This window comes from Streptomyces sp. NPDC090045 (genome assembly GCF_044747975.1).
Lineage (GTDB): Bacteria > Actinomycetota > Actinomycetes > Streptomycetales > Streptomycetaceae > Streptomyces.
In genome coordinates, this window is sequence record NZ_JBIVFA010000009.1 from 337,137 (window position 1) to 361,823 (window position 24,687).

General features: G+C 69.9%; 27 protein-coding genes and 1 pseudogene. 15 read left to right on the forward strand and 13 right to left on the reverse strand.

All coding sequences use genetic code 11. The features are described 5' to 3' along the window. Window positions 1-181 precede the first annotated feature (181 nt). Complete coding sequence (locus ACIPYQ_RS24685; protein ID WP_401254911.1) at window positions 182-454, forward strand: hypothetical protein; 273 nt, start codon at window positions 182-184, stop codon at window positions 452-454. 6 nt (window positions 455-460) lie between these two features. Here ACIPYQ_RS24685 and ACIPYQ_RS24690 read toward each other — a convergent pair whose 3' ends face one another. The 5 genes from ACIPYQ_RS24690 to ACIPYQ_RS24710 form a co-directional block, all read right to left on the reverse strand. Further along, the gene (locus ACIPYQ_RS24690) at window positions 461-1,639 is read right to left on the reverse strand and encodes an HTTM domain-containing protein (protein WP_401254914.1); all 1,179 of its coding nucleotides are present in this window, start codon (window positions 1,637-1,639) and stop codon (window positions 461-463) included. Continuing rightward, entirely contained in the window at window positions 1,629-2,369 is a 741-nt protein-coding gene (locus ACIPYQ_RS24695; RefSeq protein ID WP_401254917.1) for a DUF5819 family protein, read from the reverse strand. The genes ACIPYQ_RS24690 and ACIPYQ_RS24695 overlap by 11 nt, the downstream gene beginning before the upstream one ends. Before the next feature lie 108 nt (window positions 2,370-2,477). Then, window positions 2,478-3,776, reverse strand: a complete 1,299-nt coding sequence (locus ACIPYQ_RS24700; RefSeq protein ID WP_401254920.1) for an ice-binding family protein — start codon at window positions 3,774-3,776, stop codon at window positions 2,478-2,480. Between the two features lie 584 nt (window positions 3,777-4,360). Further along, window positions 4,361-4,534 carry a hypothetical protein gene (locus tag ACIPYQ_RS24705; protein ID WP_314250792.1) on the reverse strand — a complete coding sequence of 58 codons (174 nt, stop codon included), beginning with the start codon at window positions 4,532-4,534 and terminating at the stop codon, window positions 4,361-4,363. Window positions 4,535-4,562: 28 nt separating this feature from the next. After that, window positions 4,563-4,919, reverse strand: coding sequence for a PRC-barrel domain-containing protein (locus ACIPYQ_RS24710; protein WP_401254924.1), 357 nt, complete (start codon window positions 4,917-4,919; stop codon window positions 4,563-4,565). Window positions 4,920-5,311: 392 nt separating this feature from the next. On the opposite strand from ACIPYQ_RS24710, the gene ACIPYQ_RS24715 reads away from it, so the two are divergent. Continuing rightward, the gene (locus tag ACIPYQ_RS24715) at window positions 5,312-6,190 is read left to right on the forward strand and encodes a helix-turn-helix domain-containing protein (protein ID WP_401254927.1); all 879 of its coding nucleotides are present in this window, start codon (window positions 5,312-5,314) and stop codon (window positions 6,188-6,190) included. A 174-nt stretch (window positions 6,191-6,364) separates the two neighbouring features. Here ACIPYQ_RS24715 and ACIPYQ_RS24720 read toward each other — a convergent pair whose 3' ends face one another. Then, a complete protein-coding gene (locus tag ACIPYQ_RS24720) occupies window positions 6,365-6,733 on the reverse strand; it encodes a PRC-barrel domain-containing protein (protein WP_401254930.1) in 369 nt (122 codons plus the stop codon). Between the two features lie 258 nt (window positions 6,734-6,991). Between ACIPYQ_RS24720 and ACIPYQ_RS24725 the strand changes: the two genes are divergently transcribed. Then, the gene (locus ACIPYQ_RS24725; RefSeq protein ID WP_327388254.1) at window positions 6,992-7,435 is read left to right on the forward strand and encodes a hypothetical protein; all 444 of its coding nucleotides are present in this window, start codon (window positions 6,992-6,994) and stop codon (window positions 7,433-7,435) included. 43 nt (window positions 7,436-7,478) lie between these two features. Here the strand turns inward: ACIPYQ_RS24725 and ACIPYQ_RS24730 are convergent, their stop codons facing one another. The 4 genes from ACIPYQ_RS24730 to ACIPYQ_RS24745 all read right to left on the reverse strand — a co-directional run bounded on the left by ACIPYQ_RS24730 (window position 7,479) and on the right by ACIPYQ_RS24745 (window position 11,793). Next, window positions 7,479-8,030 (reverse strand): DUF2231 domain-containing protein, encoded by a 552-nt coding sequence (locus ACIPYQ_RS24730; protein WP_401254933.1) that lies wholly within the window; start codon window positions 8,028-8,030, stop codon window positions 7,479-7,481. 163 nt (window positions 8,031-8,193) lie between these two features. Continuing rightward, window positions 8,194-8,661, reverse strand: coding sequence for a hemerythrin domain-containing protein (locus ACIPYQ_RS24735; RefSeq protein ID WP_361768754.1), 468 nt, complete (start codon window positions 8,659-8,661; stop codon window positions 8,194-8,196). A gap of 172 nt (window positions 8,662-8,833) precedes the next feature. Beyond that, window positions 8,834-11,068 carry a catalase gene (locus tag ACIPYQ_RS24740; RefSeq protein ID WP_401254937.1) on the reverse strand — a complete coding sequence of 745 codons (2,235 nt, stop codon included), beginning with the start codon at window positions 11,066-11,068 and terminating at the stop codon, window positions 8,834-8,836. A 101-nt stretch (window positions 11,069-11,169) separates the two neighbouring features. Beyond that, window positions 11,170-11,793, reverse strand: coding sequence for a flavodoxin family protein (locus tag ACIPYQ_RS24745; protein ID WP_401254940.1), 624 nt, complete (start codon window positions 11,791-11,793; stop codon window positions 11,170-11,172). 343 nt (window positions 11,794-12,136) lie between these two features. Here ACIPYQ_RS24745 and ACIPYQ_RS24750 point away from each other — a divergent pair. From ACIPYQ_RS24750 to ACIPYQ_RS24790, 9 genes and pseudogenes are all read left to right on the forward strand, one after another. Further along, window positions 12,137-13,053: pseudogene (locus ACIPYQ_RS24750) on the forward strand (CorA family divalent cation transporter). Further along, window positions 13,050-14,096 carry a YihY/virulence factor BrkB family protein gene (locus ACIPYQ_RS24755; RefSeq protein ID WP_401254943.1) on the forward strand — a complete coding sequence of 349 codons (1,047 nt, stop codon included), beginning with the start codon at window positions 13,050-13,052 and terminating at the stop codon, window positions 14,094-14,096. Before ACIPYQ_RS24750 ends, ACIPYQ_RS24755 begins: the two are co-directional and overlap by 4 nt. A 39-nt stretch (window positions 14,097-14,135) precedes the next feature. Next, window positions 14,136-14,294 (forward strand): hypothetical protein, encoded by a 159-nt coding sequence (locus ACIPYQ_RS24760; protein ID WP_401254946.1) that lies wholly within the window; start codon window positions 14,136-14,138, stop codon window positions 14,292-14,294. Next, complete coding sequence (locus ACIPYQ_RS24765; protein WP_401254949.1) at window positions 14,291-14,668, forward strand: DUF3618 domain-containing protein; 378 nt, start codon at window positions 14,291-14,293, stop codon at window positions 14,666-14,668. Before ACIPYQ_RS24760 ends, ACIPYQ_RS24765 begins: the two co-directional genes overlap by 4 nt. Next, window positions 14,665-14,931, forward strand: a complete 267-nt coding sequence (locus tag ACIPYQ_RS24770; protein ID WP_401254952.1) for a DUF4235 domain-containing protein — start codon at window positions 14,665-14,667, stop codon at window positions 14,929-14,931. Before ACIPYQ_RS24765 ends, ACIPYQ_RS24770 begins: the two co-directional genes overlap by 4 nt. A gap of 160 nt (window positions 14,932-15,091) precedes the next feature. Then, complete coding sequence (locus ACIPYQ_RS24775; protein ID WP_361768744.1) at window positions 15,092-15,322, forward strand: DUF6479 family protein; 231 nt, start codon at window positions 15,092-15,094, stop codon at window positions 15,320-15,322. Window positions 15,323-15,561: 239 nt separating this feature from the next. After that, on the forward strand, window positions 15,562-16,203 hold the full coding sequence (locus ACIPYQ_RS24780; protein ID WP_401255046.1) for a HemK2/MTQ2 family protein methyltransferase: 642 nt from the start codon (window positions 15,562-15,564) through the stop codon (window positions 16,201-16,203). Continuing rightward, a complete protein-coding gene (locus tag ACIPYQ_RS24785) occupies window positions 16,187-16,453 on the forward strand; it encodes a CDGSH iron-sulfur domain-containing protein (protein WP_401254955.1) in 267 nt (88 codons plus the stop codon). The genes ACIPYQ_RS24780 and ACIPYQ_RS24785 overlap by 17 nt, the downstream gene beginning before the upstream one ends. Then, entirely contained in the window at window positions 16,450-17,478 is a 1,029-nt protein-coding gene (locus ACIPYQ_RS24790; protein WP_401254958.1) for an iron-containing redox enzyme family protein, read from the forward strand. Before ACIPYQ_RS24785 ends, ACIPYQ_RS24790 begins: the two co-directional genes overlap by 4 nt. Before the next feature lie 112 nt (window positions 17,479-17,590). Here ACIPYQ_RS24790 and ACIPYQ_RS24795 read toward each other — a convergent pair whose 3' ends face one another. Both ACIPYQ_RS24795 and ACIPYQ_RS24800 read right to left on the reverse strand, forming a co-directional pair. Continuing rightward, on the reverse strand, window positions 17,591-18,040 hold the full coding sequence (locus tag ACIPYQ_RS24795) for a hypothetical protein (protein ID WP_401254961.1): 450 nt from the start codon (window positions 18,038-18,040) through the stop codon (window positions 17,591-17,593). 218 nt (window positions 18,041-18,258) lie between these two features. After that, window positions 18,259-20,019, reverse strand: a complete 1,761-nt coding sequence (locus ACIPYQ_RS24800) for a SpoIIE family protein phosphatase (RefSeq protein WP_401254964.1) — start codon at window positions 20,017-20,019, stop codon at window positions 18,259-18,261. A gap of 690 nt (window positions 20,020-20,709) precedes the next feature. On the opposite strand from ACIPYQ_RS24800, the gene ACIPYQ_RS24805 reads away from it, so the two are divergent. Together ACIPYQ_RS24805 and ACIPYQ_RS24810 are read left to right on the forward strand one after the other, a co-directional pair. After that, the gene (locus tag ACIPYQ_RS24805; RefSeq protein ID WP_401254967.1) at window positions 20,710-21,099 is read left to right on the forward strand and encodes a hypothetical protein; all 390 of its coding nucleotides are present in this window, start codon (window positions 20,710-20,712) and stop codon (window positions 21,097-21,099) included. A 228-nt stretch (window positions 21,100-21,327) separates the two neighbouring features. Then, window positions 21,328-21,780, forward strand: a complete 453-nt coding sequence (locus ACIPYQ_RS24810) for an SRPBCC family protein (RefSeq protein ID WP_401254970.1) — start codon at window positions 21,328-21,330, stop codon at window positions 21,778-21,780. A 524-nt stretch (window positions 21,781-22,304) separates the two neighbouring features. Here ACIPYQ_RS24810 and ACIPYQ_RS24815 read toward each other — a convergent pair. Next, window positions 22,305-23,324 carry a LacI family DNA-binding transcriptional regulator gene (locus ACIPYQ_RS24815; RefSeq protein ID WP_401254973.1) on the reverse strand — a complete coding sequence of 340 codons (1,020 nt, stop codon included), beginning with the start codon at window positions 23,322-23,324 and terminating at the stop codon, window positions 22,305-22,307. Window positions 23,325-23,476: 152 nt separating this feature from the next. Here ACIPYQ_RS24815 and rhaI point away from each other — a divergent pair, with 152 nt between their 5' ends. After that, window positions 23,477-24,643, forward strand: a complete 1,167-nt coding sequence (gene rhaI / locus ACIPYQ_RS24820; RefSeq protein ID WP_351589677.1) for an L-rhamnose isomerase — start codon at window positions 23,477-23,479, stop codon at window positions 24,641-24,643. Window positions 24,644-24,687 lie beyond the last annotated feature (44 nt).

Genomic DNA, 24,687 nt, shown 5'->3' on the forward strand with positions numbered 1-24,687 from the left:
CTCCGACCGGGGGCAGCGGGCGGGACGCCTCGGCGCCCCGACCCCCCGCCTCCTCACCCGCCCTCGACGGCAACACCCGCCTTCGCGACCCCCGTCGGCACCGGCGCACACTTCGGCGAGATCTGAGAAGCCCCGACCGGCCCCGGAGCCCACGCCACCCCACACACGAAAGGACGCGGTCATGGCCACACTGCGCGAACGCAAGGCCTACCGCGACCAGGTGCTCCGGGTCCTGTACGAAGCCGTCGAAGGCAACCGCCTCCTCGGCATCACCGGAGCACAGCTACAGCGCGACCTCCACGTACCGGAGGAGGACCTGGCCGCCGCCTGCACCTACCTGGCGGGCGAAGGACTGATCACCGTCGACTGGGAACCCGGCAACACCCCGGCCATGGTCACCCTCACCCACGAGGGAATCCGGCACATGGAAGCCGATGAGGAAGAGCACGGCTGAATCCCCTCACACCCGTGAGCGCCTGGGACGCGGCGAGCTGGGTTCGCCGGGCCTGCCCTGCGGAGGTACCGATGCGGATCCCGCCGCTCGGCCGGGGGCCGGCCGCCACACCCCTGTGCGCCGTGCTGCGCGTCGCCACAGGCGAGGCAGGAAGGCGTAGAAGCGGTCGGGAAGGAACACTGCGTCCGCGATGATCATCGCGCCGGAGAAGAGGGGCAGTCCCAGGAGCACAGCGATGCCGATGTGCATGCCCAACAGGATGGTCAAAACGGGGTACTTGAGCCTGCCGAAGAGTACGAACGGGAAGGCGACCTGCAAGAGCACTGTCACGTAGCTGGCGATCGCGATCACCATCGGGTAGTCGTCCACGAGGTGGGAGAGTGCGGGCCAGGGCTGGAAGAGTTCGAGGTTCAGGGCGTAGTGGAGGGCGGTGCCGCCGCCCCAGGTCGGGCCCTGGATCTTGTACAGGCCGGCCGACCCGTAGAGGAAGCAGACCTGTGCTGCGATGACGAGGATGCCGCAGTTGTGCACCACCGTGGTCAAGGTGGAACGGGCATCGCGGAGTTGTCGTGCGAAGAAGCTCCTCACCGGCTCCGGCGCGTCGTCTGCACGGGCTGCCTTGAGCCGGTTCCTGCGTGCGTCCAGGGACCAGCGCCGACCGCACGCGGTGAGGACGAGGTAGAGGGCCATCAGCAGGATCAGGTTGTCGCCCCCGTCCGTCATGAAGATCGATCTGGCATGGAACGAGGTCACCACGACGGCGAAGAGGACGGACATGGCCCGGGTCCGCCAGCCCAGCATGAACAGCGCGGACGTGACGAGGGCCGTCACGTAGCAGAGTTCGAAGTAGGCGCGGCTGGCGGACAGGATCAGGATGCTGTTCCAGCCCGTCTGGTCGAAGAGCTGCTGTGCCAGCGCCGGTGTCCAGGGGGAGCCGGGGCCCCAGATCTCGTCACGGTGCGGGAACTCGCGCAGCAGGAAGACCAGGTAGAGCAGTCCGTAGCCGATGCGCAGAACCGACGCGGCGTACAGGGAGATCGGCCGGTCGGTGAGAAGCGCCCACAGATCGCCGATCCTGTCGAGGAGCCACCGGTGGGCCGTGCCGGCGACCGAAGTCTCCTGGGCCGCGGGCCGGTGCGGCGTGGCCGCGGTGGAAGGGGGCTGGGGGATCTGTTCACTTCCCATGGGAGTTCACCTTCCACCAGGGCAGGAGCCGGTCCTCGGTGGGTGCCGGCGGGCGGTTCCCGGCCGCTGTGCCGGGCGCAGCGACGGGCAGTGTGACGACCCGGAGCTGAATGAAGTCGAAAGCGCCGCCGTCGTTGTGGGCGGCCATGCGGTCCGCGGCGATGTTGCGCAGGTACGTCTGCAGCATCACGGCGCGTTCCGAGCGTGCCGTGTCGCTTCCTCCGTGTGTCTCGACATAAGAGGTCCAGGCGCGGCGCAGGAGGTTCTGGGACGTATGGCTCGGAAATACATTGTGTTCGACTGCGGAATGGTCGACGGCAGCCAGGTCGAACCAGGGGGTCACCTGCACCGATCCTTTGGAGTCGGTGTGTGCGGTTCGCGCCATGATCTTTCGGTTGAAGGAGTCGGGGTCCGGGGCGAAGAGCCGCCAGTTCTGTTCGAAGAGCGGGTACACCCATCCGTTGACCTGTGAGCTGTAGCGTTTCGATACGGGGTTGGCGGGGGCCACATGAAGGAACACCAGGACGACGTGGACCAGGGTCGTCACCAGGCAGAGGGCTACGGCGGTGCGCAGCCCTGCTTTCACTGCGCGAACTCTCATGGGCCGCTTGCCCGGCATGGCCGCTTCGTCATGGTGCTGTGGGGGGACCGGACCGGAATCGGACCGATGAAGTTCCTTCACGCCCGCAGATTCAATTCCGCTCGACACCGCCCACCCGGTCTTTCTCATGTCTGCTGTTCGCCTGAGGTCTGCGACTCACCGACGGCGCGCGGCGGATTCGATGAGGATCCCGCCGCGCGCCGTCATCCGATGAACGGGCTTCGTGCAGCCTGTTGCCTAGCCCTCGTGGCCTTGGTGACCCTCGTGGCTCGCGGGCTTGTTGCCGTAGCCGTAGTGGTGGTTGGGCTTCCCGTCGTGGCCGTGGCCGTGGCCGTGGTCCGGCTTACCGGGTCCCTCGTCGTGCCCGTTGCCCGGCCCGCCGTGCTCCGGCCCGTGGTGCTCCAGGCCGCCGTGGTCCGGGCCGCCCGGTCCGCCGTGGTCCGGGCCGCCGGGCCGACCGCCGTGCCCGCCGGTTACGTTGCCCCCGGTGATGGTCCCGCCGGTCGTGTCGCCGCCGGTCGTGTTGCCGCCGGTCGTGTTCCCGGCCGTGTTGCCGCCGGTCGTGTTGCCCGCGGTGTTTCCGGAGGTGTTGCCGGCGATGTTCCCCGAGGTGCCGCCCGACACGAGGTCGACGATCGGTCCGCCCAGGAGGCCGCCACCGATCAGACCCACGGTCGTACCGGTCGTCGATCCGGCGGTCGGCGTTCCGGCGGTCGTGCCGGTCGTCGTGCCGGTCGTCGTGCCGGTGGTCGTTCCGGTCGTCGTTCCGGTCGTCGTGCCGCCGGTGGCGCACCCGCCGAGGAAGATCCTGTTGGTGTCCATCGTCACCTCGCCGTTACGCGCCAGCGCCCGGCCCTCAATGTTCGTTCCCGTTCGCAGGAAGATCGAGGTCAGCGCCATGATGGTGCCCACGAAGGTGGTGTTGGTGTTGAGCGTCGCCGAACTCCCGATCTGCCAGAACACGTTGCACGGCGAAGCGCCGTTCGTGAGGAGGATCCGGCTGGACGTCGCCGTCGTCAGGGCCGTAGGAATCTGGAAGACCCAGACCGCGTTGGGGTTTCCCCCGGCGTTCAGGACCACGTCGCCGATCAGGTCCACACTGCCGGCGGGGTCCCTCGTGTAGACGCCCGGAATCAGCTCTGAGGGGCCGGATGACAACGTGCCGATTTCCGCCGGAAGGTCGAAGTCCTCGGCCTGGCCGGCCGCGTTGTTGTAGGCCACGATCAGATCGCTCTTGGCCTGGAGGGCATGAGCGTCTGCAGGGTGCACGGCACCGAGCACCAGCGGGTTTCCGGTGATGGCCGGGTTCGGGTGCGTCCCCAGGTCGTGGTCGATCACCGTGGGGCCGGTGTTGGTGACTCCCTGACCTGCCAGAACGGAATAGCTGGCGGTGGTGCCCAGAGGCACGGGTGTCGCGATGGCCAGGGCCTGCGTCGGCAATCCCGCGACCATGACAGCGGCAACCGTTACGGCGACGGCCGAGGCCAGCCAGCCGGAAAAAGTGCGGCGCTGAGCCGCTTGGATTTTCAGCTTCATCGAGGGGGGCCACTTCCTATGGGGGCCGTGGCATACCGGGCTCCTACCCATTGCCCGGGAAGCCTTGTCGTTGTCGCCCGCATATTACGCAGCAACATTCACGCGTCAAAAATAGGCAAGGGGAAGGAGGGGGAATTACAAGCATATTCAGCACCGCGAAGCGCGATGAAAATACCAAAACTTACCGCGCCTATCATGTTATATCCCCCCGCCGGATGGGTTCGGATTAACTCTCACGGGGCGGAGCCGCTCATATGGAAATGCATTCAAACCCACCACGCGTCAGAAGTGCCGCCAGTAGGGTGATTTTGCGAGGTTGCCGGACGGTGGGCGCGCCGATCGTCCTTCCGTCAATCCATACGACTCTGATCGGGAGCGTTTGCGCTCCCTTTTTTTTTGCGCGGGTTCGAACGCTGACATTGTCGAATTGGTGAGCGATGTCAGTTCCGCCCGATCGAGCGTGAGTTCATCCGCAGGTGACTTCCGACCGCTTTTCGTCTCCGGCCACACCGGTGGCTCAGCTCGCGCACCCTTGGCACACCGCTGCCCGGCAGCAGGCCGGTACCCGCAGCCCCGGAGAGGTATCAGCGGAGTGTGCGGTGGTGCCGGCCGGAACGCCGGATGTGCAGGACCAGGTACACCAGGGCGCCGATGAACACCACGATGCCGATGATCAGCAGATAGAACAGCCCTTCGGCGACGGCGCCGATGAGGCCCAGCACGATCGCCACGATGACGAGGATCAGGAAGAGCGTCATGACGTAGGACACCTCCTCGAAGGGCCGGTCAGCGGCGGGCGAGCTGCCGCTCGCCGTTCACGCCGGGCTGATAGGGCAGGCCGTAGTGCGCGAAGACCGCCGCCTCGTCCTCGGCGGGCAGGACGTCGTCCGTCCCGATCGCCGGGCACTTCTTCACCAGCGACCTGTCGTAACCGACCATGACGTAGCCGGGCCCCACGACCGCGCCGGCCAGCGGGACGAAGACCAGGTGGCGGCGGGTGGGCAGCCCGACCAGGACGGTGACCATGGCCGGCTCGTCGGTGCTGGTGTCCACGTAGACCGCCTCCAGCACTCCGATCTTGCGGCTTGCGGCATCGACAACATCGTGGGTACGCCACTCCCGGATATCCGCGATCTCGATCATCCCGAGCGCCCCTTTCCCGCAACGTTGCGCCGGCAGGCGTTGTCCTTTTCAGCCTGCCCCGCAGAGCCCGCCCGCACCAGCCCGGACACCCCGCAACGTCATACGGCAAGGACGACCTGTTCTCCCGCGTGCGCCGCACGGCCGCCAGACCCCTGGCGACGTCCCCACGCACGGGACTTAGCAGATAAGCGGTCGTTTCCGGCGGATGGGTGGAGGGGTCACGGCATTCGGGTGAACTCTGCTCGGGCTGTGCACGCGGCTGCTCTCGCGCCACGTGACACTCGACAGCGGGGCCCGTTGATCGTCTCTCCCCGCCGCATGCGTTTCACCCGGGCCCGGCCGCGGCAATTTCTGTGGCTGGTAGACAGTCCCGAGCCGGAGGTAGACCGCCCGTGGCGGTGAACGGAAACCCGACCGTCAGGCGACGCCGTTTGGGTGCGGAGCTGCGCCGGCTTCGCCTGGCCCGGGGTCTGACCAGTACGCAGGTGGCTGAGCACCTGTTGATCTCCCAGCCCAAGGTCAGCCACTTGGAGACCGGCCGCCGTGGGATCAGGCCGCGCGATGTGCGGGACCTGTGCGGCCTCTACGGGGTCACAGACCAGCAGGTCGTCGACTCGTTGATGGAGATGGCCAGGGAATCGAACCGGCAGGGCTGGTGGGTCGCCTGCGGGGAAGTCCCGTACGCCGTCTACATCGGCCTGGAGACGGCAGCCGCTTCTGTCCGCTCCTACGAACCCCTGGTGATCCCCGGCCTGCTGCAGACACCCGCCTACGCGGCAGCGGTCACTGCGGAAACGATCCCTCTGGCCACGGAGGAGCAGATCGCCGTGTGCCTTGAGGTACGGCTGCGCCGTCAGTCCCGCGCCCACCACCCGGCCCGGCCTTTCCGCTTAGGGGTCGTGCTGGACGAGTCAGCCCTGCGCCGCGTGGTCGGCAGCCCCGAGATCATGCGCGAACAGCTCGAGTACCTGAACCGCCTCGGCGAGCAGCGGCACATCACGGTGCAGGTCCTCCCGCACAGTGCGGGAGCCCATCCGGGAATCTCTGGACAGTTCTCCATCCTCGACTTCCCGGACACCGCCACGGGGACGGTGTACCTGGAGCGGTTCACCAGCGACCTCTACCTGGAGAAACGATCCGACGTGCGGCACTACGGCGCCATGTTCGACCGCCTTCAGACTCAGGCCCTGGACCCGGAGCACACCCGCTGCTTCATTACCCGCGCCGCGCAGGAGCTGCCGGCCGCCGCAGCGCCGGCCGCCCGGCCGTGATCGCCGCACCGGCCGCAGGTCGCTGCGGCGCGGGTAGCCGTAGGCGCGCGTGGCGATGACGCAACGGCGAGTGGGCGGTTCCTCCCTGCCGATGGAGGCGCTGAACCCCCGGGACGCGGCGAGCCCGCACCCCCGGCCGGGGATGCGGGCTCGCTCGGATCCGGGCCGCCGGGGTCAGGCGGGTCGGCCGCCGAAGGGGCCGCCGGTGCCGTAGTAGGTGCCCAGCTGTTCCCGGTAGCCGACGTCGTCGAGGTGCTTGTCCCGGTGGAACTCGGGGGCGTTCTTGATCTGTTCCTTGGTGTCGGCGACGAAGATCTTCCTGTCCTCGGGGTCGATCCTGACGACCGTGCTCGCCGGCAGCAGGACCTCCTTGCCGAAGATCCACACGCCGGTGTCCACGACCAGGTAGGCGTCACCGACCTCGTCGGAGTGCTTGTCGACCTTGCCGATACTCCCGTCGGTCGCCTCGACCTTGTAGCCAGTCAGGTCCGTACCGGCCAGGTGGCCCGCGGTCGGCTGGTAACTCCACACATGTTCAGTCACGCGAAAACAACTCCTCCGGTCAACGGGGGACGGCGGGGAAATGCCTCTCCGCCGATCCTCCTTGTTCCGTATGCCGTGCTCGGCGGATGTACTGCGTTCCGCCTGGACTTCGCCTGCCCCCCTTCCCCGCTTCACGCACCTGGATCGAACGCGGGACCGGGACGGTCCCCGCCATGTGGTGCCTGGGCCGTGAGGATGCCTTGCTCCGTACGGCTCAATCGGCGGCTCGGGAAGGCGCCTTGAGGGCAGAAGATCACCATGGACAGCAATCGCGAGATGGACCCGGAGCACCAGGTGCCCGAAGGCGTCGACGAGAAGACACTGCGCGCCCTGGGCGCGCTCTCGAAGGCTCTGGAGACCACGGAGCGGGCCCGCGGACACCTCTACGGATTCCACCAGCTGACCGGGACCGCGGACTTCGAGCTCGGCGACGCCGTCCGGCTCCTGCGCGAGGCGGGCCACGAGGAGCAGGCCGCACGCCTCGAGCGCGACATCGTGGGCCGCAACGTCATCCCGGGACACTGGACGTTCCAGATCATCGAGGCCTACGACTCCACCTACCACCGGCCCTTCACCGCAATGGAAGGCGACATCGTCGACGAGCTGGCCGGCGGGCGTGAGCACCTCCTGGAGGCCCGCCTGAAGACGATCCGCCGCACCCACGGCCATCCGGACCACACCGCCACGCCGCCCGCCTCCTGAAACGAGGGCCGAGCCCGGAGGGAGGGGAGCCCGCCGGTGTCGCTCATGTTGCCGGGTAACCTCCGACGGCCCGGCGGTGGGCCATGTGCCCGCCCAGTGCGCCGGTGAGCGCGACGGCGGCCAGCCCGCCGAGGGACCACAGCCGGCCCTTTGCCGGGCGGCCGCGGAGCCGCGAGGTCAGGGACACGGTGTAGCAGGCCACCGCGGCCGCGTTGGAGGCCGCGTGGGCCAGGTCGCCCCGGGCCTGTTCGGGAGGCAGGTCCGCCCAGTCCACCCAGCCGGCCACGGCTGTCGGGGCGATCCCGGCCAGTCCGACGGCGGTGAGGGTCTTGCTCGCACGCTGCGTCCCGGGTACGACGTCCAGCACGGCGGACGAGAGCCAGCATCCGATGGGTACCTGCACCAGGACGGGATGCAGGGGGTGCCCGAGCGGCCTGCCACGCAGCAGATCACGCATCCCGCCCAGGGGGAGTGCGCGGATGCCCCGCTGGAGCACCCTGATCGCCGGATCGGCGACCGTGGTCCGTTCCAGCCGGTCCAGCGCGGTCAGCCACCGGGTCGAGGCGGTGTCGAGTACTGCGGTCCGCCCGGTCACGGCCGAGGCGTCGGGTGTGTGAGTTCATATTCGACGCCTACCCGGTGTCACGCCGCGGTCCCGCCCGGTCCCCACTGGCACCCGAACGACCAGTCTCCCGCCGGGGCGGTCGCACGGGCGTGTCCATGCCCTCGGATCCCGGCCGTCCGGACGGCTGGAGAGGTCATGCGCTGGGGACGGCCAAGGGATCGGACGGGGCGGTCTTCTTCGCCGTTTCCATCTGTGCGCCGAGTTCGGTGAGGCGGTTGCGGCCCATGGCCTTGCGGACGTCCGGGAACCACTCCTTCTCCTCTTCCTCGACGTGGTGGCGGACGTTTTCCATGAGGACCGTCATCTTGGCGTCGAACCGCTCGTCGCTCGCGTCGAGACCCTTGAGTTCGGAGAGCATCCACAGCACGACGTGGTGCTCCTCGATGCTTTCGAGGACGTGGTCCTTGGTGTCGGGGTCGGCCTCGCGGGCAGCGGGGTAGAAGATCTTCTCCTCGATCCAGGTGTGCGTGGTGAGTTCTTCGATGACCTGGTCGGCGATTTTCCGCTTCGTGGCGTGCGCGTTGTCGCCGGCCTTCTCGAACTGCTTGAACAGCTTCTCGACCGTCTTGTGGTCTTCCTTGAGCAGCACGATCCCGTCCACCGGTTCTCCTTCGTTCGTCCATGGGCGCGCGGCCCATCGCCCTGCCCCCGTGTACCCGGTGGGGTGGTGGTTTCACTGTTCTCCGAGCGGGATGCCTCGTACAGGCGACCTTCCCTACGCCGAACGCTGACGCTTCCCCAGCCTGTCGAGGGAAACCCGGCCCCGGCACGGATCAGAGCGCGGCGGGGAACCGGTCCCAGGCCCGGTGCTCGCCCAACGCCGTCGCGAGGGCGTCCACGACCGCGCTGCCGCTGTCGGCGACGGCGATGCCCGGTTCGTCCGCCGTGATGCCGGCGGCTTCGAGGAGCCGCTCCGCGCCGTTCCAGCCGCCGATGGCCTTGCCGTGCCGGTACGCCTCGGTGAGGAGCAGCAGTACGCGCGGGTCGGGGGCTTCGGGGGGCTGGGCAGTGCCGGCCTTGGCATCGCGGGCGCCGTACGCGTCCGCGCCGGCCTGGGGCACTCCGGCCAGCAGGAGGGCGTCGAATTCGACGGAGCGGGCGGTGCCGAAGGTGCGCTGAACGGTGATCGGGTCGCCGTCGCCGTCGAGGGTGCCGCCGGTCGGGGCGATGACGAGGGGCACCATTCCGGCGTCCAGGACGGCCTGGCGGGCGGTCCGTACGCCGTCCAGGTCGGCCGCGGCGTCGGCGACGATGCCGATCACGCGGCCGTCGGTCGGCCAGGTCCCGCCCATCTGGGAGAGGGCGGGACTGGGGTCGGCCGCGACGAGTGGCACGGTCGCAGCGGGGACTGGCAGTCCGAGGCCTGCGGCGACCTGCTCGCACAGCTGCGGATCGATGTTCGCCAGCACCTTCAGGGTGCGTTCCTTGACGGCCTGCTCGTAGCACTTGCTCAGTTCGAAGGTGTAGGCGGCGACGATGTGTTCACGCTCGGGCGGAGACATGCTCAGCCAGAAGAGGCGCGGCTGGGTGAAGTGGTCCGAGAACGAGGCGGGCGCCTCACGGACCTTGCTCGCCGCCGGCACCTGCACTGGCGTTTCGATGAAGGCGGCCGTATCGGCTCCGGCGAGGAAGGGGCAGCCGCCGTCGAGGCTGTTGGGACGGTAGGGGGCGACGCCCGTGTGGACGGCGCTCTGGTGCATGCCGTCGCGGAGCATGTCGTTGACGGGGGCGTGCGGCCTGTTGATGGGGATCTGGCCGAAGTTGGGGCCGCCGAGTCGGCTGATCTGTGTGTCGAGGTAGGAGAAGAGCCGGCCGGCGAGCAGCGGGTCGTCGGTGACGTCGATGCCCGGAACCAGGTGTCCGGGGTGGAAGGCGACCTGCTCGGTCTCGGCGAAGTAGTTCTTGGTGTTGGCGTTCAAGGTCATCAGCCCGATGGGCTGCACGGGCGAGCGCTCCTCCGGGACGATCTTGGTGGGGTCGAGGAGGTCGATGCCCTCGAACGTCTGGTCCTCGGTGTCGGGGAAGACCTGGATGCCCAGTTCCCACTGGGGGAAGGCGCCGGATTCGATGGCGTCGAAGAGGTCTCGGCGGTGGAAGTCGGGGTCCATCCCGCTGATCATCTGCGCTTCCTCCCAGACCAGGGAGTGCACGCCGAGCTTCGGCTTCCAGTGGAACTTCACCAGCACGCTCTCGTCGGCCGAGTTGACCAGACGGAAGGTGTGGACGCCGAAGCCCTCCATCATCCGCAGCGACCTCGGGATCCCGCGGTCGGACATGTTCCAGATGGTGTGGTGGGTGGCTTCGGTGTGCAGGGACACGAAGTCCCAGAACGTGTCGTGCGCGCTCTGCGCCTGCGGGATCTCGCGGTCCGGATGCGGCTTGGCGGCGTGGATGACGTCGGGGAACTTGACGGCGTCCTGGATGAAGAACACGGGGATGTTGTTTCCGACCAGGTCGAAGGTGCCCTCGTCGGTGTAGAACTTCGTCGCGAAGCCACGTGTGTCGCGCACGGTGTCGGCCGAACCGCGCGAGCCGAGGACCGTGGAGAACCGCACGAACACCGGCGTCTCCACGTCCTTGGCGAGGAACGCGGCCTTTGACACCTCCCCGGCCGTTCCGTACCCCTGGAACACGCCGTGAGCGGCAGCACCACGCGCGTGGACGACCCGCTCCGGGATCCGCTCGTGGTCGAAGTGCGTGATCTTCTCGCGCAGATGGTGGTCCTGCAGCAGCACCGGGCCGCGGGGTCCGGCCTTCAAGGAGTGATCGGTGTCGGGCAGCCGCGTCCCTTGGGCCGTCGTCATGTACGCGCCGCTCTGCGCCACGCGCGCCTGGTCCACCCCTGTCTCCCGTCCGGTCGGCCCCACCGTCTCGGGGCCGTCCTGGTCGGGCTTCGGCGGAAGGGGTTCCGTGGGCTCCGTCGGCTCGATCAGCTGCGGAGACTCGGGGCCGGGCCTGCCCGGCAGCTCGCTCCTGGCGGTGCCGGTCGATGACTGCTGCTTGCTCATGATCCTTCTCCTTGGGGCCGTCGACGCGGTGGACGGGCGAGAGCCGTGACATCTCCGGTCCGGGCTGCGCGGTGCGCGGTGTGCAGGGGCGGAGCCGCGGGTCAGGTCGCCGGGTAGGGGGCGGCCTTGAGGCGGCGGGCGAGGTGGGCGGTGTTGGCGGCGAGGGTCTTGGTCGTGGCCGCCGTCTTCTGGGGGGTCTTGTCGAGGTCCTGGTAGTCGGTCTTCTGCATGGCTTCGCCGACCCAGTAGGTGACGGCGTTCGGAGCGAGGGAGAACCCGACGTCGTTCAGCCCTTGGAAGAGATCGGCTCCGACCTTGTGCGCGCCGTCCTCATTGCCGACGACGCAGACCGCGGCAGCCTTGCCGTAGGTGAGCGGGCGGCCTTCGTCGTCGCTCTCGGAGATCTCCGCGTTCAGCCGCTCCAGGACCCGCTGGGCGATGCTGGACGGGTGGCCGAGCCAGATGGGCGTGGAGAGGATCAGGATGTCGCAGCCCAGGATGGTGTCCCGGATCTCCGGCCAGGCGTCCCCGTCGCCCATGTCCGTCTTCACACCGGGCTTCAGGTCGTGGTCGGCGATCCGGACGGTCTTCCCGGTGACACCGTGCTCGGCGAGGGCGGCCATCGTCTGTTCGGCCAGCAGCTGGGAGCTGGACGGCGCGGGGGAGGGGGACAGGGTGCAGACGAGCGCGACAGCGCGGAGCGGCGTGTGCTTGTTGGGGTCCATGGTGTCCGGCTACCCGCACATCCCTCTTTGATGTCGCAAGCGATACGATTCGTCCCCATTGGCTCCGTCGCGCGGTGTGGAAGTCGCGGAAGCGCGTCCCTGCGTCCTGGTCCGACACCTGGCCGCGTGAGCGCACGAAGGGGCCTGCGACGACCGGCGGGGCAAGGCGGTACGCGTAGCGCCTCACGCTCCCGTCAGCCGCCGATGAGTCCGCCGCGCAGCGGGGCGGAGAGAGGTCAGCGCCTCCCTCATCCCTCCTGCGGCATCCGCCGGAGGCCGGAGGCATGACCGCGAGCGGTCCGTGGGCGCGCATGAAATCAGGGTTCTGGCGCATGTGCGGCGTATGGAATGCGTGGTGTACGAGGAGCGGTCGGGCCGGTCGGAGACCGTCGAGTGCGGCGCGGACGACGAGGCCTGCCGACTGGTGCTGAAGCGGTTGCGCGGGCTGGGCGACGGCGAGTTCGGCTGGGTACGACTGGTCGACCCGGCCGAGGGCGAGCTCGTGCAGCTGGCCGAGCAACTGGGCCTGCACCGCCTGGCGGTCGAGGACGCGGTCCAGGCCGGCCAGCGGCCGAAGCGGGAGCGCTTCGGCGACGTACTGGCCGTCGCGCTGAAGACCCTCTGGTACGTCGACGAGGAAACGTCGGTGGAGACGGGCGAGTTGATGCTCTTCGTCGGCCCCGTTACGTACTCACCGTCCGCCACGGCCCGGTGCACCCGGCAGCCGAAGCAGCCCGCCGGCTGGAAGCCGACCCGTCCATGCTGCTCTTCGGCCCGCTGTCGGCTCTGCGCGCCGTGCTCGACGTCGTCGTCGACGCCTACAGCGAGGCCGCCGAGACGGTGCGCGCCGCGCTCGACCGGCTGGAGGACCGCCTCTTCTCGCCCTCTCGCGTCGATCACACCGAGGAGATCTACTCCTTGAAGCGAGAGGTCCGTGAGTTCCGGGACGCCGTGCAGCCGCTCGTGCCCGTCCTGCCCGTCCTGCCCGGTCTGCTGAACGGTCCGGCAGACGAAGGGCGTCCGGCGACGGTCCTGCCCTACTTCCGCGACGTGGCCGATCACCTGCACCGCACCGACACCGAAGTGCGGACGCTCGACGAACCGCTCACCTCCTCCATCGCTCCTTCCGCCGCAACGCCTGGCTCCAGGGGGCTTCTTGCCGGTCAGGTCGGAGTCCGGGGCCGCGCCCCGCGAAGGGGCCTTGTTTCCGAAGGCCGTACGGGCATGAGTTGCGCTGCGGGGGAAAGCCGGGGGGTATGACACCCCTACCGAGCCCAGCTCAGGGCCGTGACCGTGATCGTGCCGACACCAGGCGGGATTCTCTCGCGGGTCCGAGCGAGCGGGTCGAGGAGCGGGCCCCGGACCAGCCTTCCGACCTGCCCGCACGCTCCTGGCGGGCGGTACTGCGCGGCACGGCCGAGGAGTTCCGGAACGACGAGCTGGCCGATCGGGCCGCGGCCTTGACCTACTACGGGGTGCTGGCGCTCTTCCCCGCCCTCCTGGTGCTCGTCTCCCTGCTGGGCCTGGCGGGGGAGTCGACGACCGCGCGACTGCTGGACGACCTGCAGGAGCTGACGCCCCGATCCGCCCAGGACGTGATCAGGGAGGCGGTCGAGCAACTGCAGGGCCGTAGCGGCGTCGGATCGCTGATGGCGATCGTCGGCCTCGTCGTGGCCCTGTGGTCCGCCTCGGGCTACGTGGCCGCGTTCATCCGGTCCGCGAACGCCGTCTACGACGTGCCGGAGGGCCGCCCGGTGTGGAAGGTGCTGCCGCTGCGCCTGGCGCTGACCGTCACGCTGATGGTCCTCGCCTGTGGGGGCGTCTTGATCGTCGTCTTCACCGGCGGCCTGGCGCGGCGCGCGGGCGCCGCCCTGAGGATCGGCGACAGCGCCCTGATGGTGTGGTCGATCGCGAAATGGCCGGTCCTGGTCCTCCTCGTCACCATCACGATCGCGCTCCTGTACTGGGCGGCGCCGAACGCCAAGGGCCGTGGATTCAGGTGGGTGACGCCGGGGAGCTGCCTGGCCCTGGTGATCTGGATGGCCGCCTCGGCCGTCTTCGCCTTCTACGTCGCGAACTTCGCCTCCTACAACAAGACGTACGGCACGGTCACCGGCGTGATCGTCTTCCTGGTCTGGCTGTGGATCACCAACCTCGCCTTCCTCCTCGGGCTGGAGTTCGACGCGGAACTGGCCCGTCAGCGTGCGATAGCCGGAGGGCTGCCCGAGGACGCCGAACCCTATGTCCGGCCCCGTGGAACCCGCGCCTGGAGCGATCAGGACCGCCGCCGCATGGAGAGGTGATCGCACAGGACCGCGCCGCCCGCGCAGAAGCATCTGCTCGTGGCATGGCTGCTCGTTCGTTTACCGGGTAGGCGCGCCCTGACAAACGGCGTGCGCATCGTGAGAGGGATCGCCGAGGCAGGCGCACCCGTCCCGGAGCAGACCATCGACAGCGGCAAGGCCGATCTGGCCGAGATCAAGGAGAAAGCGTTCCGATGACGAACGAACCCCGAACCGATATCGGCACACCCACCCCCGACGGGCTGCGCGAGCAGGTCGAGCGCACCCGCGACGAACTCGGTCAGAGCATCGAGGCGCTGGCGGACAAGGCCGACGTCAAGGCGCAGGCGCGAGAGAAGACGGCCGTCATGAAGCAACAGGCCGCCGAAACGGCCGGCGCCGTCGCCGACCGGATCCGTACGAAGACCCGGCATGCGGCCCAGCTGGTGAAGGACACGACGCCCGAGCCGGTTCTGGACAAGGCGGGCCGGGCCGCGAGCATGGCACGCGCCAACCGCAAGCCGCTGCTCGTGGCCGGCGGCGCCGTTCTGGTCGTCCTCCTGCTGGTGCGGCGCAGCCGCCGAAGCCGATGAAAGCCTCCGAGGTCGCGTACAAGCCGGTGGGTCTGGCCCTGGGTGCTGTCAGCGGCATGATCGCGGGGGCGGCGTTCAAGCAGGTCTGGAAGGTCATCGAGGGAGAAGGCGATGCTCCCAGCGCAACGGACGAAGACCGCTCGTGGAAGCAGATCCTGATCGCCGCCGCCCTCCAGGGCGCGATCTTCGCCGTGGTCAAGGCCGCTGTCGACCGCTCGGGTGCCGTGGCCACACGTCGTGTGACGGGCACCTGGCCGGGCTGACCCCGCACCGACGCCGACCTGCACGTCCAGACCACCGGGCAGGGCCGTGCGGTGCCTCGGTGACTGGGGGAGGTGCTGCTTCCGTTCCGGGAGGGCTTTCGGGAGAGAGTCCGGGAGGGAGATGTCCCGTAAGCCCGCCGATTGTGGGTAGGCGCGAACCATGATTCCTACCGAAATTCTCGCGGCCGAAGGCCAAGGAGCACTTTTCCTCATGTTCGCCGGCGTGGTGGTGGTCGTCCTTTTGCTCGGCGCGTTCTGGTACGGCAGCCGACGCAGCGCGCGGCGCCGGGCCCCTGTCCGGCCGGCCGAGCAGAATCCCGTGGCGCGAGGGCGTGAGGATTCGTGGCAGACGCCGGACGGAAACGCCGACGACCAGGCGCCCCGCGTGTGAGCCGGCCCGGTGCGTTCCGGGACGCGAAGCACCGATTGGCCGCCCGTGGGAATACCGGGAAAGGCCGATGTTCGTCTGATCCTCTGAAGATCGACGAGAATTCGGATGGGCCGCTCGGATCGGGGAAGCCGCAGCATGTCGGTCAATTTCCGCGGTCCGCTCCGCGGGCCGCATCCGAATCCGGGAGGTACGCGGTGCCCGCCACGGCTCTGTCCTTGCCCCCGCTCCCGGTCGCCCTGATGGCCCTGCCGGGCGTCTACCGGCCGCAGGCGGACACCTTTCTCCTCGCGGAGGCGCTGGCCCTGGAGGATCTCGGGCCGCGGATCGACGCGCTGGAGATCGGTACGGGCACCGGTGCGCTGGCCCTGCACGCCGCGGGCAGGGGAGCCCGGGTCACGGCGGTCGACGTCTCCTGGCCCGCCGTGGTCACGGCGCGGCTGAACTCCTTGCGCCGCCGGCTGCCGCTGCGCGTTCTGCACGGCGACTTCGCGGCGCGCACCGCGGGGTGCCGCTTCGACCTGGTGGTCGCCAATCCGCCGTACGTCCCGGCCCCGGGGGTCAGGCTGCCGTCGCGCGGGCCTGAGCGGGCCTGGGACGCCGGTCCGGACGGGCGCGGGGTCATCGACCGGATCTGCGGCGGTGCCCCGGCCCTGCTGCGTCCCGGAGGTGTCCTGCTCATGGTGCACTCGGCGCTGTGCGGGGCCGGGGAGACCCTCGACCGCCTGACCGGGGTGGGGCTGGCCGCGGAGGTCACGGCGAGTGCCTCGGTGCCGTGGGGCCCCGTACTGCGTTCGCGACGGGCTTGGCTGGAGCAGCGGGGTCTGGCGGCAGAAACCGACGAGTGGGAAGAGCTGGTGATCATCCGTGCCCAGTCCCTCTGACGGTTCCCCGGCCCCCGTCCGGGCCTCCGTACGGACGCCGGCCCGCCGGGTGTCGGTGGACCCGCAGGGCCCGGTGCTGGTCGAGGGCCCGGTCGAGATCGTCCTGGACGACGGGACGGTCGCCCGGTCCGACCGCTTCGTGGTCGCGGTGTGCACCTGCCGCCGCAGCCGTACGTACCCCTGGTGCGACACCAGTCACCGCTGCCGTGAGCGGGGCGGCTCGCCCCCCGTGGAGAGGAACCCGCGATGACCCCTCCCGGCCCGAGCGCCACGACGACCGCTGCCGGCCCCCGTCTGGTCGAAGGGCGGGGCGAGCTGTCCTGCGCCGTGACGCAGGCCCTGCGGTCCGGCGGCCCGCCGGTGTACGCCACGAGGTCCGTGCTGAAGGCGGACCCGTGGGGTGAGGACCTCCAGCTCGCCCTCTACCTGCTGTACGAGCTGCACTACCGCGGCTTCGACGGCGTGGACGACGAGCGCGAATGGGACCCGGAGATGCTGCGGCTGCGCCGGTCGATGGAGACCCGCGTGCTGCACGCCCTGCGCACCGAGCTGCCCGACGCGCCCCAGACGATCGAGGAAGCCTTCGCCCCGCTCCTCGTCGAGCCCGTGGACCTCTCCGGCAGTCTCAGCCACCACCTGGAAACCGAGGGCGAGCTCTGGCAGTTGCGCGAGTACGCGGCCCTGCGCTCCCTCTACCACCTCAAGGAGGCGGACCCGCATGCCTGGGTCATCCCGCGGCTGACCGGACGGGCCAAGGCCGCCATGGTCGCCATCGAGTACGACGAGTTCGGCGCCGGCCGCGCCGACCGCATCCACGCACGGCTCTTCGCGGACCTCATGGTCGACCTGGAGCTGGATCCCGCCTACGGCCGTTACGTGGACCGCGCGCCGGCGCCGCTGCTCGCGACCGTGAACCTGATGTCCCTCTTCGGGCTCCACCGCGCCCTGCGCGGCGCACTCGTCGGTCACTTCGCGTGCGTCGAGGTCACGTCGTCGCCCGGCTCCAGACGACTGGCCAAGGCCATGCGGCGCTGCGGAGCGGGACCCGCCGCAGAGCACTTCTACGCGGAGCACGTGGAGGCCGACGCCGTCCACGAACAGGTGGTGCGCCACGAGGTGATCGGAGGCCTGCTGGCCGACGAGCCGGACCTGGAGGCGGACATCGCGTTCGGGTGCGCGGCGACCGTCCTGCTGGAGGACCGCCTCGCCGTCCACATCTGCGAGGCCTGGGACCAGGGGCGCAGCGCTCTGCGTACGCCCCTGCCGGGGCCGTGAGGGCGGGCTCTCGACCAGGGGGAGCGGCGCGTCGGCCTCTTCGGGCAAGGCGCGCCGCTCCCTGCGGCTGATGGTGCATCGGCAAGGTTCTGCGGAATGACAATGGCTGCCGTCAGCGGTGCGCGGCCCGGTGGCCGAACCAGTGGCCTCGGCCGCGGGGGGCGTCGGTCACCGGCGCACCGGTCTCGGCGCGGGGCACGTCGGCCGTCGGAGCACCGGCCCCGGCGAGGGCGTCGTCGCGCTGCTTGATCAGATCGTCGCGCTCGCGGTCGACGACGGCGGCCTCACGGCGTGATGTGCCGCGTTCCCGTCGGGCCTGCGCCGAGCGACGGGCCGAACGACGGGCGCCCATCATGACCAGAGTCAGACCCAAGAGGGCGACGGCTCCGACGATGATTCCGCTCAGGAAGAGGGATCCGGTCGAACCGGTGACGTGGTAGCCGAAAATCGAGAAATCGCTGCCGACGCCGAGATCATGTCCCGCGCCGGTATTGCCGAATACTCCGGCCAGGCCGACGACGATGGCGGCGATCAGAATGATGAGCCCGAGGATGAGAATCATGGAATTGCTCCTTGGATGCGCGCCCGAACAAGCCGCCGGACACGGCTCGCGTCTACCCCGGTTGTGAACCGTCACGCCGAAACGGAGGACATTGGTCCTGTCATCGGCGTCATTCTCCTCGTCATCCGCTTCGTGACGGGAATTCCGATCCTTTGGGCCATCCTCATTCCGCTGGTCATCGGACGTTCGCTGGATCCAGGAAGCGGCCGGTCACGCCGTCAGGGAACGCGCAGCGCCAGTACGACGACGTCGTCCCCGGGAGCCGGGTCCGCCAGCCTTTTGCTGATTCGGTGGAGCAGTTCGGGCAGCGGACGGTCACCGTGGCGGGCGAGCAGGGCGACGAGTTGTGCGAGGGAGGCATCGATGTCGTGGCCGCGGCGTTCAATGAGCCCGTCGGTGTAGAACAACAGCGTCGAGCCAGGGGGAAGGGCACGCCGGGCCTCGGTGCGGCGGGACGGCCCGAGGTCCTTGTGGAGGAGGATGTCGTGTTCCTCCAGGAGGGTCACCCGGCCGTCGGGGGTACGGAGCAGCGGCGGCGGGTGGCCGGCGTTGGACCAGGTCAGCGTCCAGCCGGGACCGCCGTCGGCGAGGTCGAGGCGTGCGTGGACCAGCGTGCCGCCGGCCTCGAAGGGCAGGATCGAACAAGCGGTATCGAGGGCGGTCAGCGCCGTGGCCGGGCTGTACGGCGGGTGGTCGAGGGTGGCCTGCCGCAGCATGCTGCGGATCTGGCCCATGATCGTGGCTGCGTGCATGTCGTGGCCGGTGATGTCACCCACCGTCACCATGAGGGCTCCGGGCTCGCCGCCGGGTGAGGCGGGCGGCAGGTGGTAGGCGTCGTACCAGTCCCCGCCGATCATGTCGCCGACCGCGGCCGGCTCGTACAGGGCGCTGATCTCGATGCCGTCGGCAACGGGGAGGTCGGTGAGCATGGCTTCCTGGAGCTGCCGGGCCACGGAGATGCGTTCGTCGAGGTGCAGGGCGCGCTCCACCGCCTGCGCGATGTAGCCGGACGCGGCGGTGAGCGTGGCCCGCTCCGTGACCCCCACCTCGTGCCGCTTGGCCCAGCAGACGGCGATTACGCCCAGCAGGGCGCGGCTGCCCCAGAGCGGCAGGCACAGAACTGTGGTGAAGCCCATGCGGTCGAAGAAGCCGACCGCCTCGGGGCTGTACCCGGCGACGAGCGCATCACGGTCGGGCACGAAGACCGCCCGCCGTTCCCGCATGGCCCGCGTGCTCGGGAACGCGGCGCTCACGGGCAGTGTGAGGACCTCCCGTTCCACCGAGTGCTCGACGTCCGGGTCGGCAACCCGGTGCAACTCGTCCTTGTCAGCGACCAACAGGCCGACGTACGAGGGCTTCCCGGCACCGACGAAAAGGTCCCGGAGCCGGCGCCGGACGTCCTCCAGCCCGGACGTCTGGGCCAGTTCCTCCGATGCCCTCAGCAGCAGCTCGGCATGGTCCATGCCGGCCTGTGCCTCCTGCTCCAGGCGCTCCGCGTCACTGCGGGCCCGCTCGGCGGCGGCCCGTGCGGTCTCCAGCACCTTCTGTGCGGACCGGCTCTGCGCCGACAGGATGCGCAGGCACAGCTCGGCGGAGCAGGCCGCGGCCAGATCCTTCAGGTCGGCCAGCTCGCCGTCACCCCACGTCCGCGGCTCGTGGTCGATGGCACAAAGGGAGCCCAGGACCAGCCCGTCGGCGTCGGTCAGCGGCACCCCCGCATACGCGATGAGCCCGAGATCTCCTACGGCCGGGTTGGTACGGAGCCGGTCGTCGGCGCGGGCATCGGGCACGACCAGGGGCTGCCCGAAGGCCACCACGTAACGGCAGAGCGAGTGCGACAGCGGCAGCGCGCGGCTCCCCGCCCAGGGCTCCGGCAGACCGAACAGTCCGGGCAGGATCTGCCGCTCCTCCTCGACCAGCGAAACGAAGGCCACCGGCACGCGGAGCAGTCGTGAAACCAGGCGGGCGAACCGGTCCATCCCGGTATCGGAGGCTGCCGAAAGCCCGGCCAGCCTCACGGCCCGCCGCTGTGCGCTGCCCGGGTCCGCTCCGGATTCCTGGCCTTGTTTCGGCATCTGTCCTCCGGCCGCGCTGTCCCGAAGCCCTCAAAGGCATGGTAGGCCAGCGGAGGGCCGCTTCGCCGGTCTACGGTGACAAGGGCGCGGGCGTCGAAGGGGCGGCTCCCGGCCGCGACCGGCGGCCGAGCGGCGGGGTGGGCCCGAGGTGTTGCGCAAGAGCCGGCTGCGGCTCCCACCCGTCCGAGGCCGCGTGTGGTGAAAGCCGACTGCGCTCACGAGCGGACGCCCGCCCGGTGGCCCTCCCCGGTCGCTCGCACGACGGGATGGTGTGCGGCTGCCGCATCCACGTCGGGGCGAACGGGGCGCGGTCAAGTCCTCGCGCCGGCCGACCATATGCGCCTCTGGCTGCTGACACTTCAGGCCTGCGCCGCCGACTCGCCCTTCTCCCTCGGGCGGCACAGCGGGTGGGCGAGCCGGCTCAGCTGCTGTCGCCCTGCCGGATCCGAAGGCCGTGCCCCGGTCCCAGGAGCGCGCTGAGCCCTCCGGAGCCCGGCGCGACCACTTCCGCGAACGGTGGGACGATGGCAAGACAGAGGTAGAGGCGCGCTTGTACCCGTGCGCCCATCCCGAGACAGACAGCAGGCCAGGCCAATGACGAAGCAGCCGAAGCCGTCCCAGCCCGTCCACGGCAAGGGTCCGAGTCGCCACGAGGGCACCAAGCAGCACGGCTGGTCGCCGGACGTGGACGAGACCCGTCAGCAGGAGAACCCGAGTGCCCGCCGTTCCTTCCACCCGGACGAGTACGCTCCGGACAAGGGGCCCGGCCGGACGGTTTCCAAGGAAGAGGCCGGAAACCCCCACGGCAAACCGGTGAAGAGCAGGGGAGCACGCGGGGAGGACCAGAGCAAGGGCTCTGGGGAGAAGGGCATGCACGACCTGGGCCCCCGGGGCCGGTCGCAGCGTCCCAGCGGAACGAAGGACGCTTCCGCCTCGACGGGCGTGGACCCCCAGGACCCGCCCGGCAAGCGCGGCCGCGGGTAGCGCAGTCTGGGCGTGCGCCGTCCTTGCGGTGCGCCACGGCAGTCCCCGGAGACGGTCACAGCCGTCCGTGGTCGCGGGCCGAGTTTCCCGCTGAGCCGACGCGAGGCCGAAGGAAGAGGGCACGAGCGTCGCTACCGGCACACGAAGGGCTTCGCCCAGTGCCCCGGGTCGCCGGCCGGCCGTCGGCGGTCCAGGAACAGTGTCCGTTCCGGCAGAAGGACTTCTCTCATGGCCGTCCGCAACCAGCTGATTCATCGGCCCCCGCAGGCGGTGTGGGCGGTGCTCGCCGATCCGGTCTCGTACGGGGAGTGGGTGGTGGGTCCGTCCGAGTCCACACCGCTCGATCAGGCCTGGCCGGAGGTCGGATCCCGGCTCCGCTACACCGTGCGGCTGGGCCCTTGGTCGACAGAAGGGGTGACGACCGTACGCCACAGGGAAGCCGGCCGGGAACTGGAACTGGAAGCGTCGTTCAAGTCGCTGGGCACTGCGAGGATCTTCCTCCAGCTCCGGCCGTGGGGCGAGGAGACCCTCGTCGTCTGCGACGAGCACCCCCTGCGCGGCGTGGGCGGAACCCTGCACAACCCCGCGATCGAAGTACTGCTCCAGCTCCGCCACCGAGGGATGCTCGCCCGCCTGGCCAGGACCGTGGAACAGGATCACGCAGCGGCTCGCCATGCCTGACGCAGTGGTGATCGGCGGGCCCGACGGGCTGGTCGCTCAGGACTTCCACGCTCCGGCGCCGGAGCCCGGAGGCGCGGTACGCAGCGACCGAGGACGGACTGCGGTCGGCCCGGAACCAGGCCCTGCCGTTTTCCCGGCCGCGCGGCGGTAACGGAGCGTGTATTCGTGCGGGCACTTCGACCAGCGGGACTGGGCGTGCTCGCAGTCCTTGTAGAAGGTGCCCATGCCGTGGGGGAGGGACTTCGTTGCCATGCGGTGCGGGACTCCAATCGGGGCTTTCTTTTCGTTCCGGTTCTCGTGGTCCGGTGACTCTGCTGACGAGTAGTCAGATTCCTGTATCGGGAGCTCGGCGGGTGTCGTCCAGAAGGGCGACGCTACGGCGAGGCGCGAGGTCTGGGACTCTCCGGCTGCCACGGCCGGTTCTGGGTGGTCTCTCGCCCGAGGCTGTGGCCGGCTTGCGCTCTGTCGCGCAGGCCGGGCGGGACGTTGTGGGCAGTCGGCAATGCGCGGCGTAGAAGCCACGCTCAGCCGGGCAGCGGCACGACCAGCGTCGAACGCCGCACCACCAGCTCCGGCTCGAAAACGACTTGCCGGTGCCGGTGGGCCGCACCGCCCGGTCCGGTCTCCTCGGCGAGCATCTCGGCCGCCGTCCGCCCCATCGCCTCCGCGGGCTGGCGCACCGAGGTCAGCGGCACCGCGGCCGCCGCGGCGAACTCGATGTCGTCGTAGCCGACGATCGCGAGGTCCTCGGGTACCCGCAGGCTCGCGGCGAACGCGGCCTGCAGCATCCCGAGGGCCAGCAGATCGTTCGCGCAGAACACCGCGGTCGGTCTCGGCAGCATCCCCAGCAGGCGGGCGCCGGCGTCGCGGCCCGCCGCCACGTCCAGCCCGTCCACCTCCAGGTCCAGCAGGACGGCGTCGCGACCGGCCAGCGCCTGCAGCGCGCCGCGGCGGCGGTCGGCGACCTGCTGCAGCCGGTGGCGGCCGCCCACGAACGCGATCCGTCGGTGACCGCTCTCCAGCAGGTGCCCGGCCGCCAGGGCGCCGCCCCCGACGTCGTCCACCGACACCGAGCAGGCTTCCAGCCCCGGGGCGAGCCGGTCCACCAGCACGAAGGGCACGCCGCCGCGACGGAGCGCCGCCGCTCCCGACCCCTCCGCGTCGGCCGGGGTCAACAGCACCCCGCGCACCCGCTGCTCCGCGAAGAGGGCGAGGTAATCCGCCTCGTCGGCGAGCCGCTGAGCGCTGTTGCAGACCATCACGCCCAGGCCCGCCGCGCGCGCCGCCTGTTCGGCCCCGCGCGCCACGGAGACGAAGAACGGGTTGCCCAGGTCGAGGACCAGCAGACCGATGATCCGGCTGCTGCCGGAGCGCAGCTGGCGCGCCGACTCGTCGCGTACGTAGCCGAGCTGTTCGATCGCGGCCCGGACCCTGGCCCTGGTCCCCTCGCCGACCGTCTCCGGCCGGTTGATCACGTTGGAGACCGTGCCGACCGACACACCGGCCACCCGGGCCACGTCCTTGATCCTCGCCGCGCCGCCCATGTCCCACCATTGAAAGGTTTCACCGGCTCCGACGGCCGACCCGGAGATCAGGTTACGACATCACACCAACAGCTCCTCACCGATGCCTTGACGCTTCCCGCGGTCCCACCTACCGTCTGGCTGAAACGATTCAGATCGTGGGAGGTGCTCCGGTGGCCGACCGATCCGCCGTGAAGGACGCCCTTCGGGCCCAGCGCATCGAGACGCCCTCGTGGGGCTACGGGAACTCGGGAACCCGCTTCAAGGTCTTCGCCCAACCCGGCGTGCCGCGCGACCCGTTCGAGAAGCTCGCCGACGCGGCCCAGGTGCACGCCGCCACCGGCGTCACCCAGAAGGTCTCGCTGCACATTCCCTGGGACCGGGTCGAGGACTACGGAGCGCTGTCCGCCCACGCCCGCGAGCTCGGGCTGGAGATCGGCGCGATCAACGCGAACGTCTTCCAGGACGAGGACTACAAGCTCGGCTCCGTCACCCATCCGGACCCGCGGGTGCGCCGCAAGGCTCTCGACCACCTGCTGGAATGCGTCGACATCATGGACGCCACCGGCTCGCGCGACCTCAAGCTGTGGTTCTCCGACGGCACCAACTACCCTGGCCAGGACGACATTTCGGCCCGCCAGCAACGCCTCTCCGACGCCCTGTCAGAGGTGTACGGGCGGCTCGGCGACGACCAGCGGATCCTGCTGGAGTACAAGCTGTTCGAGCCCGCTTTCTACACCACGGACGTCCCGGACTGGGGCACCGCGTACGCGCACTGCCTGCGGCTCGGGCCCAGGGCCGCGGTCGTCGTCGACACCGGCCACCACGCCCCCGGCACCAACATCGAATTCATCGTCGCGTTCCTGCTGCGCGAGGGGAAGCTCGGCGGCTTCGACTTCAACTCCCGCTTCTACGCGGACGACGACCTGATGGTCGGCGCCGCCGATCCGTTCCAGCTGTTCCGGATCCTGCACGAGGTCGCCGGGAACGGCGGCTTCGCCCCCGAGGCCGGCGTCGCGTTCATGCTCGACCAGTGTCACAACATCGAGGCGAAGATCCCTGCGATCATCCGCTCGGTGATGAACGTCCAGGAGGCCACGGCCAAGGCCCTGTTGGTCGACCGATCGGCCTTGACGGCCGCTCAGAACGCGGGCGATGTACTCGGCGCCAACGAGGTGCTGATGGACGCCTACGCCACCGACGTCCGTCCGCTACTGGCCGAGGTCCGCGCCGAGGCCGGGCGGGACCCGAACCCGGTCGCGGCCTACCGGGCCGGCGGCTGGGCCGAGAAGATCGTCGCCGAGCGGGTCGGCGGCGCCCAGGCCGGATGGGGGGCTTGACCCGATCGCCACGCGAGCCGGCCCACACCACTCGTACCCACGGG

Excerpts from the sequence above, each read along its gene's own strand:
- ACIPYQ_RS24685 (WP_401254911.1), top strand. The coding sequence starts at position 182 with ATGGCCACACTGCGCGAACGCAAGGCCTACCGCGACCAGGTGCTCCGG.
- ACIPYQ_RS24690 (WP_401254914.1), bottom strand. The coding sequence starts at position 1,639 with ATGGGAAGTGAACAGATCCCCCAGCCCCCTTCCACCGCGGCCACGCCG.
- ACIPYQ_RS24695 (WP_401254917.1), bottom strand. The coding sequence starts at position 2,369 with ATGAGAAAGACCGGGTGGGCGGTGTCGAGCGGAATTGAATCTGCGGGC.
- ACIPYQ_RS24700 (WP_401254920.1), bottom strand. The coding sequence starts at position 3,776 with ATGAAGCTGAAAATCCAAGCGGCTCAGCGCCGCACTTTTTCCGGCTGG.
- ACIPYQ_RS24705 (WP_314250792.1), bottom strand. The coding sequence starts at position 4,534 with ATGACGCTCTTCCTGATCCTCGTCATCGTGGCGATCGTGCTGGGCCTC.
- ACIPYQ_RS24710 (WP_401254924.1), bottom strand. The coding sequence starts at position 4,919 with ATGATCGAGATCGCGGATATCCGGGAGTGGCGTACCCACGATGTTGTC.
- ACIPYQ_RS24725 (WP_327388254.1), top strand. The coding sequence starts at position 6,992 with ATGGACAGCAATCGCGAGATGGACCCGGAGCACCAGGTGCCCGAAGGC.
- ACIPYQ_RS24740 (WP_401254937.1), bottom strand. The coding sequence starts at position 11,068 with ATGAGCAAGCAGCAGTCATCGACCGGCACCGCCAGGAGCGAGCTGCCG.
- ACIPYQ_RS24745 (WP_401254940.1), bottom strand. The coding sequence starts at position 11,793 with ATGGACCCCAACAAGCACACGCCGCTCCGCGCTGTCGCGCTCGTCTGC.
- ACIPYQ_RS24755 (WP_401254943.1), top strand. The coding sequence starts at position 13,050 with ATGACACCCCTACCGAGCCCAGCTCAGGGCCGTGACCGTGATCGTGCC.
- ACIPYQ_RS24765 (WP_401254949.1), top strand. The coding sequence starts at position 14,291 with ATGACGAACGAACCCCGAACCGATATCGGCACACCCACCCCCGACGGG.
- ACIPYQ_RS24770 (WP_401254952.1), top strand. The coding sequence starts at position 14,665 with ATGAAAGCCTCCGAGGTCGCGTACAAGCCGGTGGGTCTGGCCCTGGGT.
- ACIPYQ_RS24775 (WP_361768744.1), top strand. The coding sequence starts at position 15,092 with ATGATTCCTACCGAAATTCTCGCGGCCGAAGGCCAAGGAGCACTTTTC.
- ACIPYQ_RS24780 (WP_401255046.1), top strand. The coding sequence starts at position 15,562 with ATGGCCCTGCCGGGCGTCTACCGGCCGCAGGCGGACACCTTTCTCCTC.
- ACIPYQ_RS24790 (WP_401254958.1), top strand. The coding sequence starts at position 16,450 with ATGACCCCTCCCGGCCCGAGCGCCACGACGACCGCTGCCGGCCCCCGT.
- ACIPYQ_RS24795 (WP_401254961.1), bottom strand. The coding sequence starts at position 18,040 with ATGATTCTCATCCTCGGGCTCATCATTCTGATCGCCGCCATCGTCGTC.
- ACIPYQ_RS24800 (WP_401254964.1), bottom strand. The coding sequence starts at position 20,019 with ATGGACCGGTTCGCCCGCCTGGTTTCACGACTGCTCCGCGTGCCGGTG.
- ACIPYQ_RS24805 (WP_401254967.1), top strand. The coding sequence starts at position 20,710 with ATGACGAAGCAGCCGAAGCCGTCCCAGCCCGTCCACGGCAAGGGTCCG.
- ACIPYQ_RS24810 (WP_401254970.1), top strand. The coding sequence starts at position 21,328 with ATGGCCGTCCGCAACCAGCTGATTCATCGGCCCCCGCAGGCGGTGTGG.
- ACIPYQ_RS24815 (WP_401254973.1), bottom strand. The coding sequence starts at position 23,324 with ATGGGCGGCGCGGCGAGGATCAAGGACGTGGCCCGGGTGGCCGGTGTG.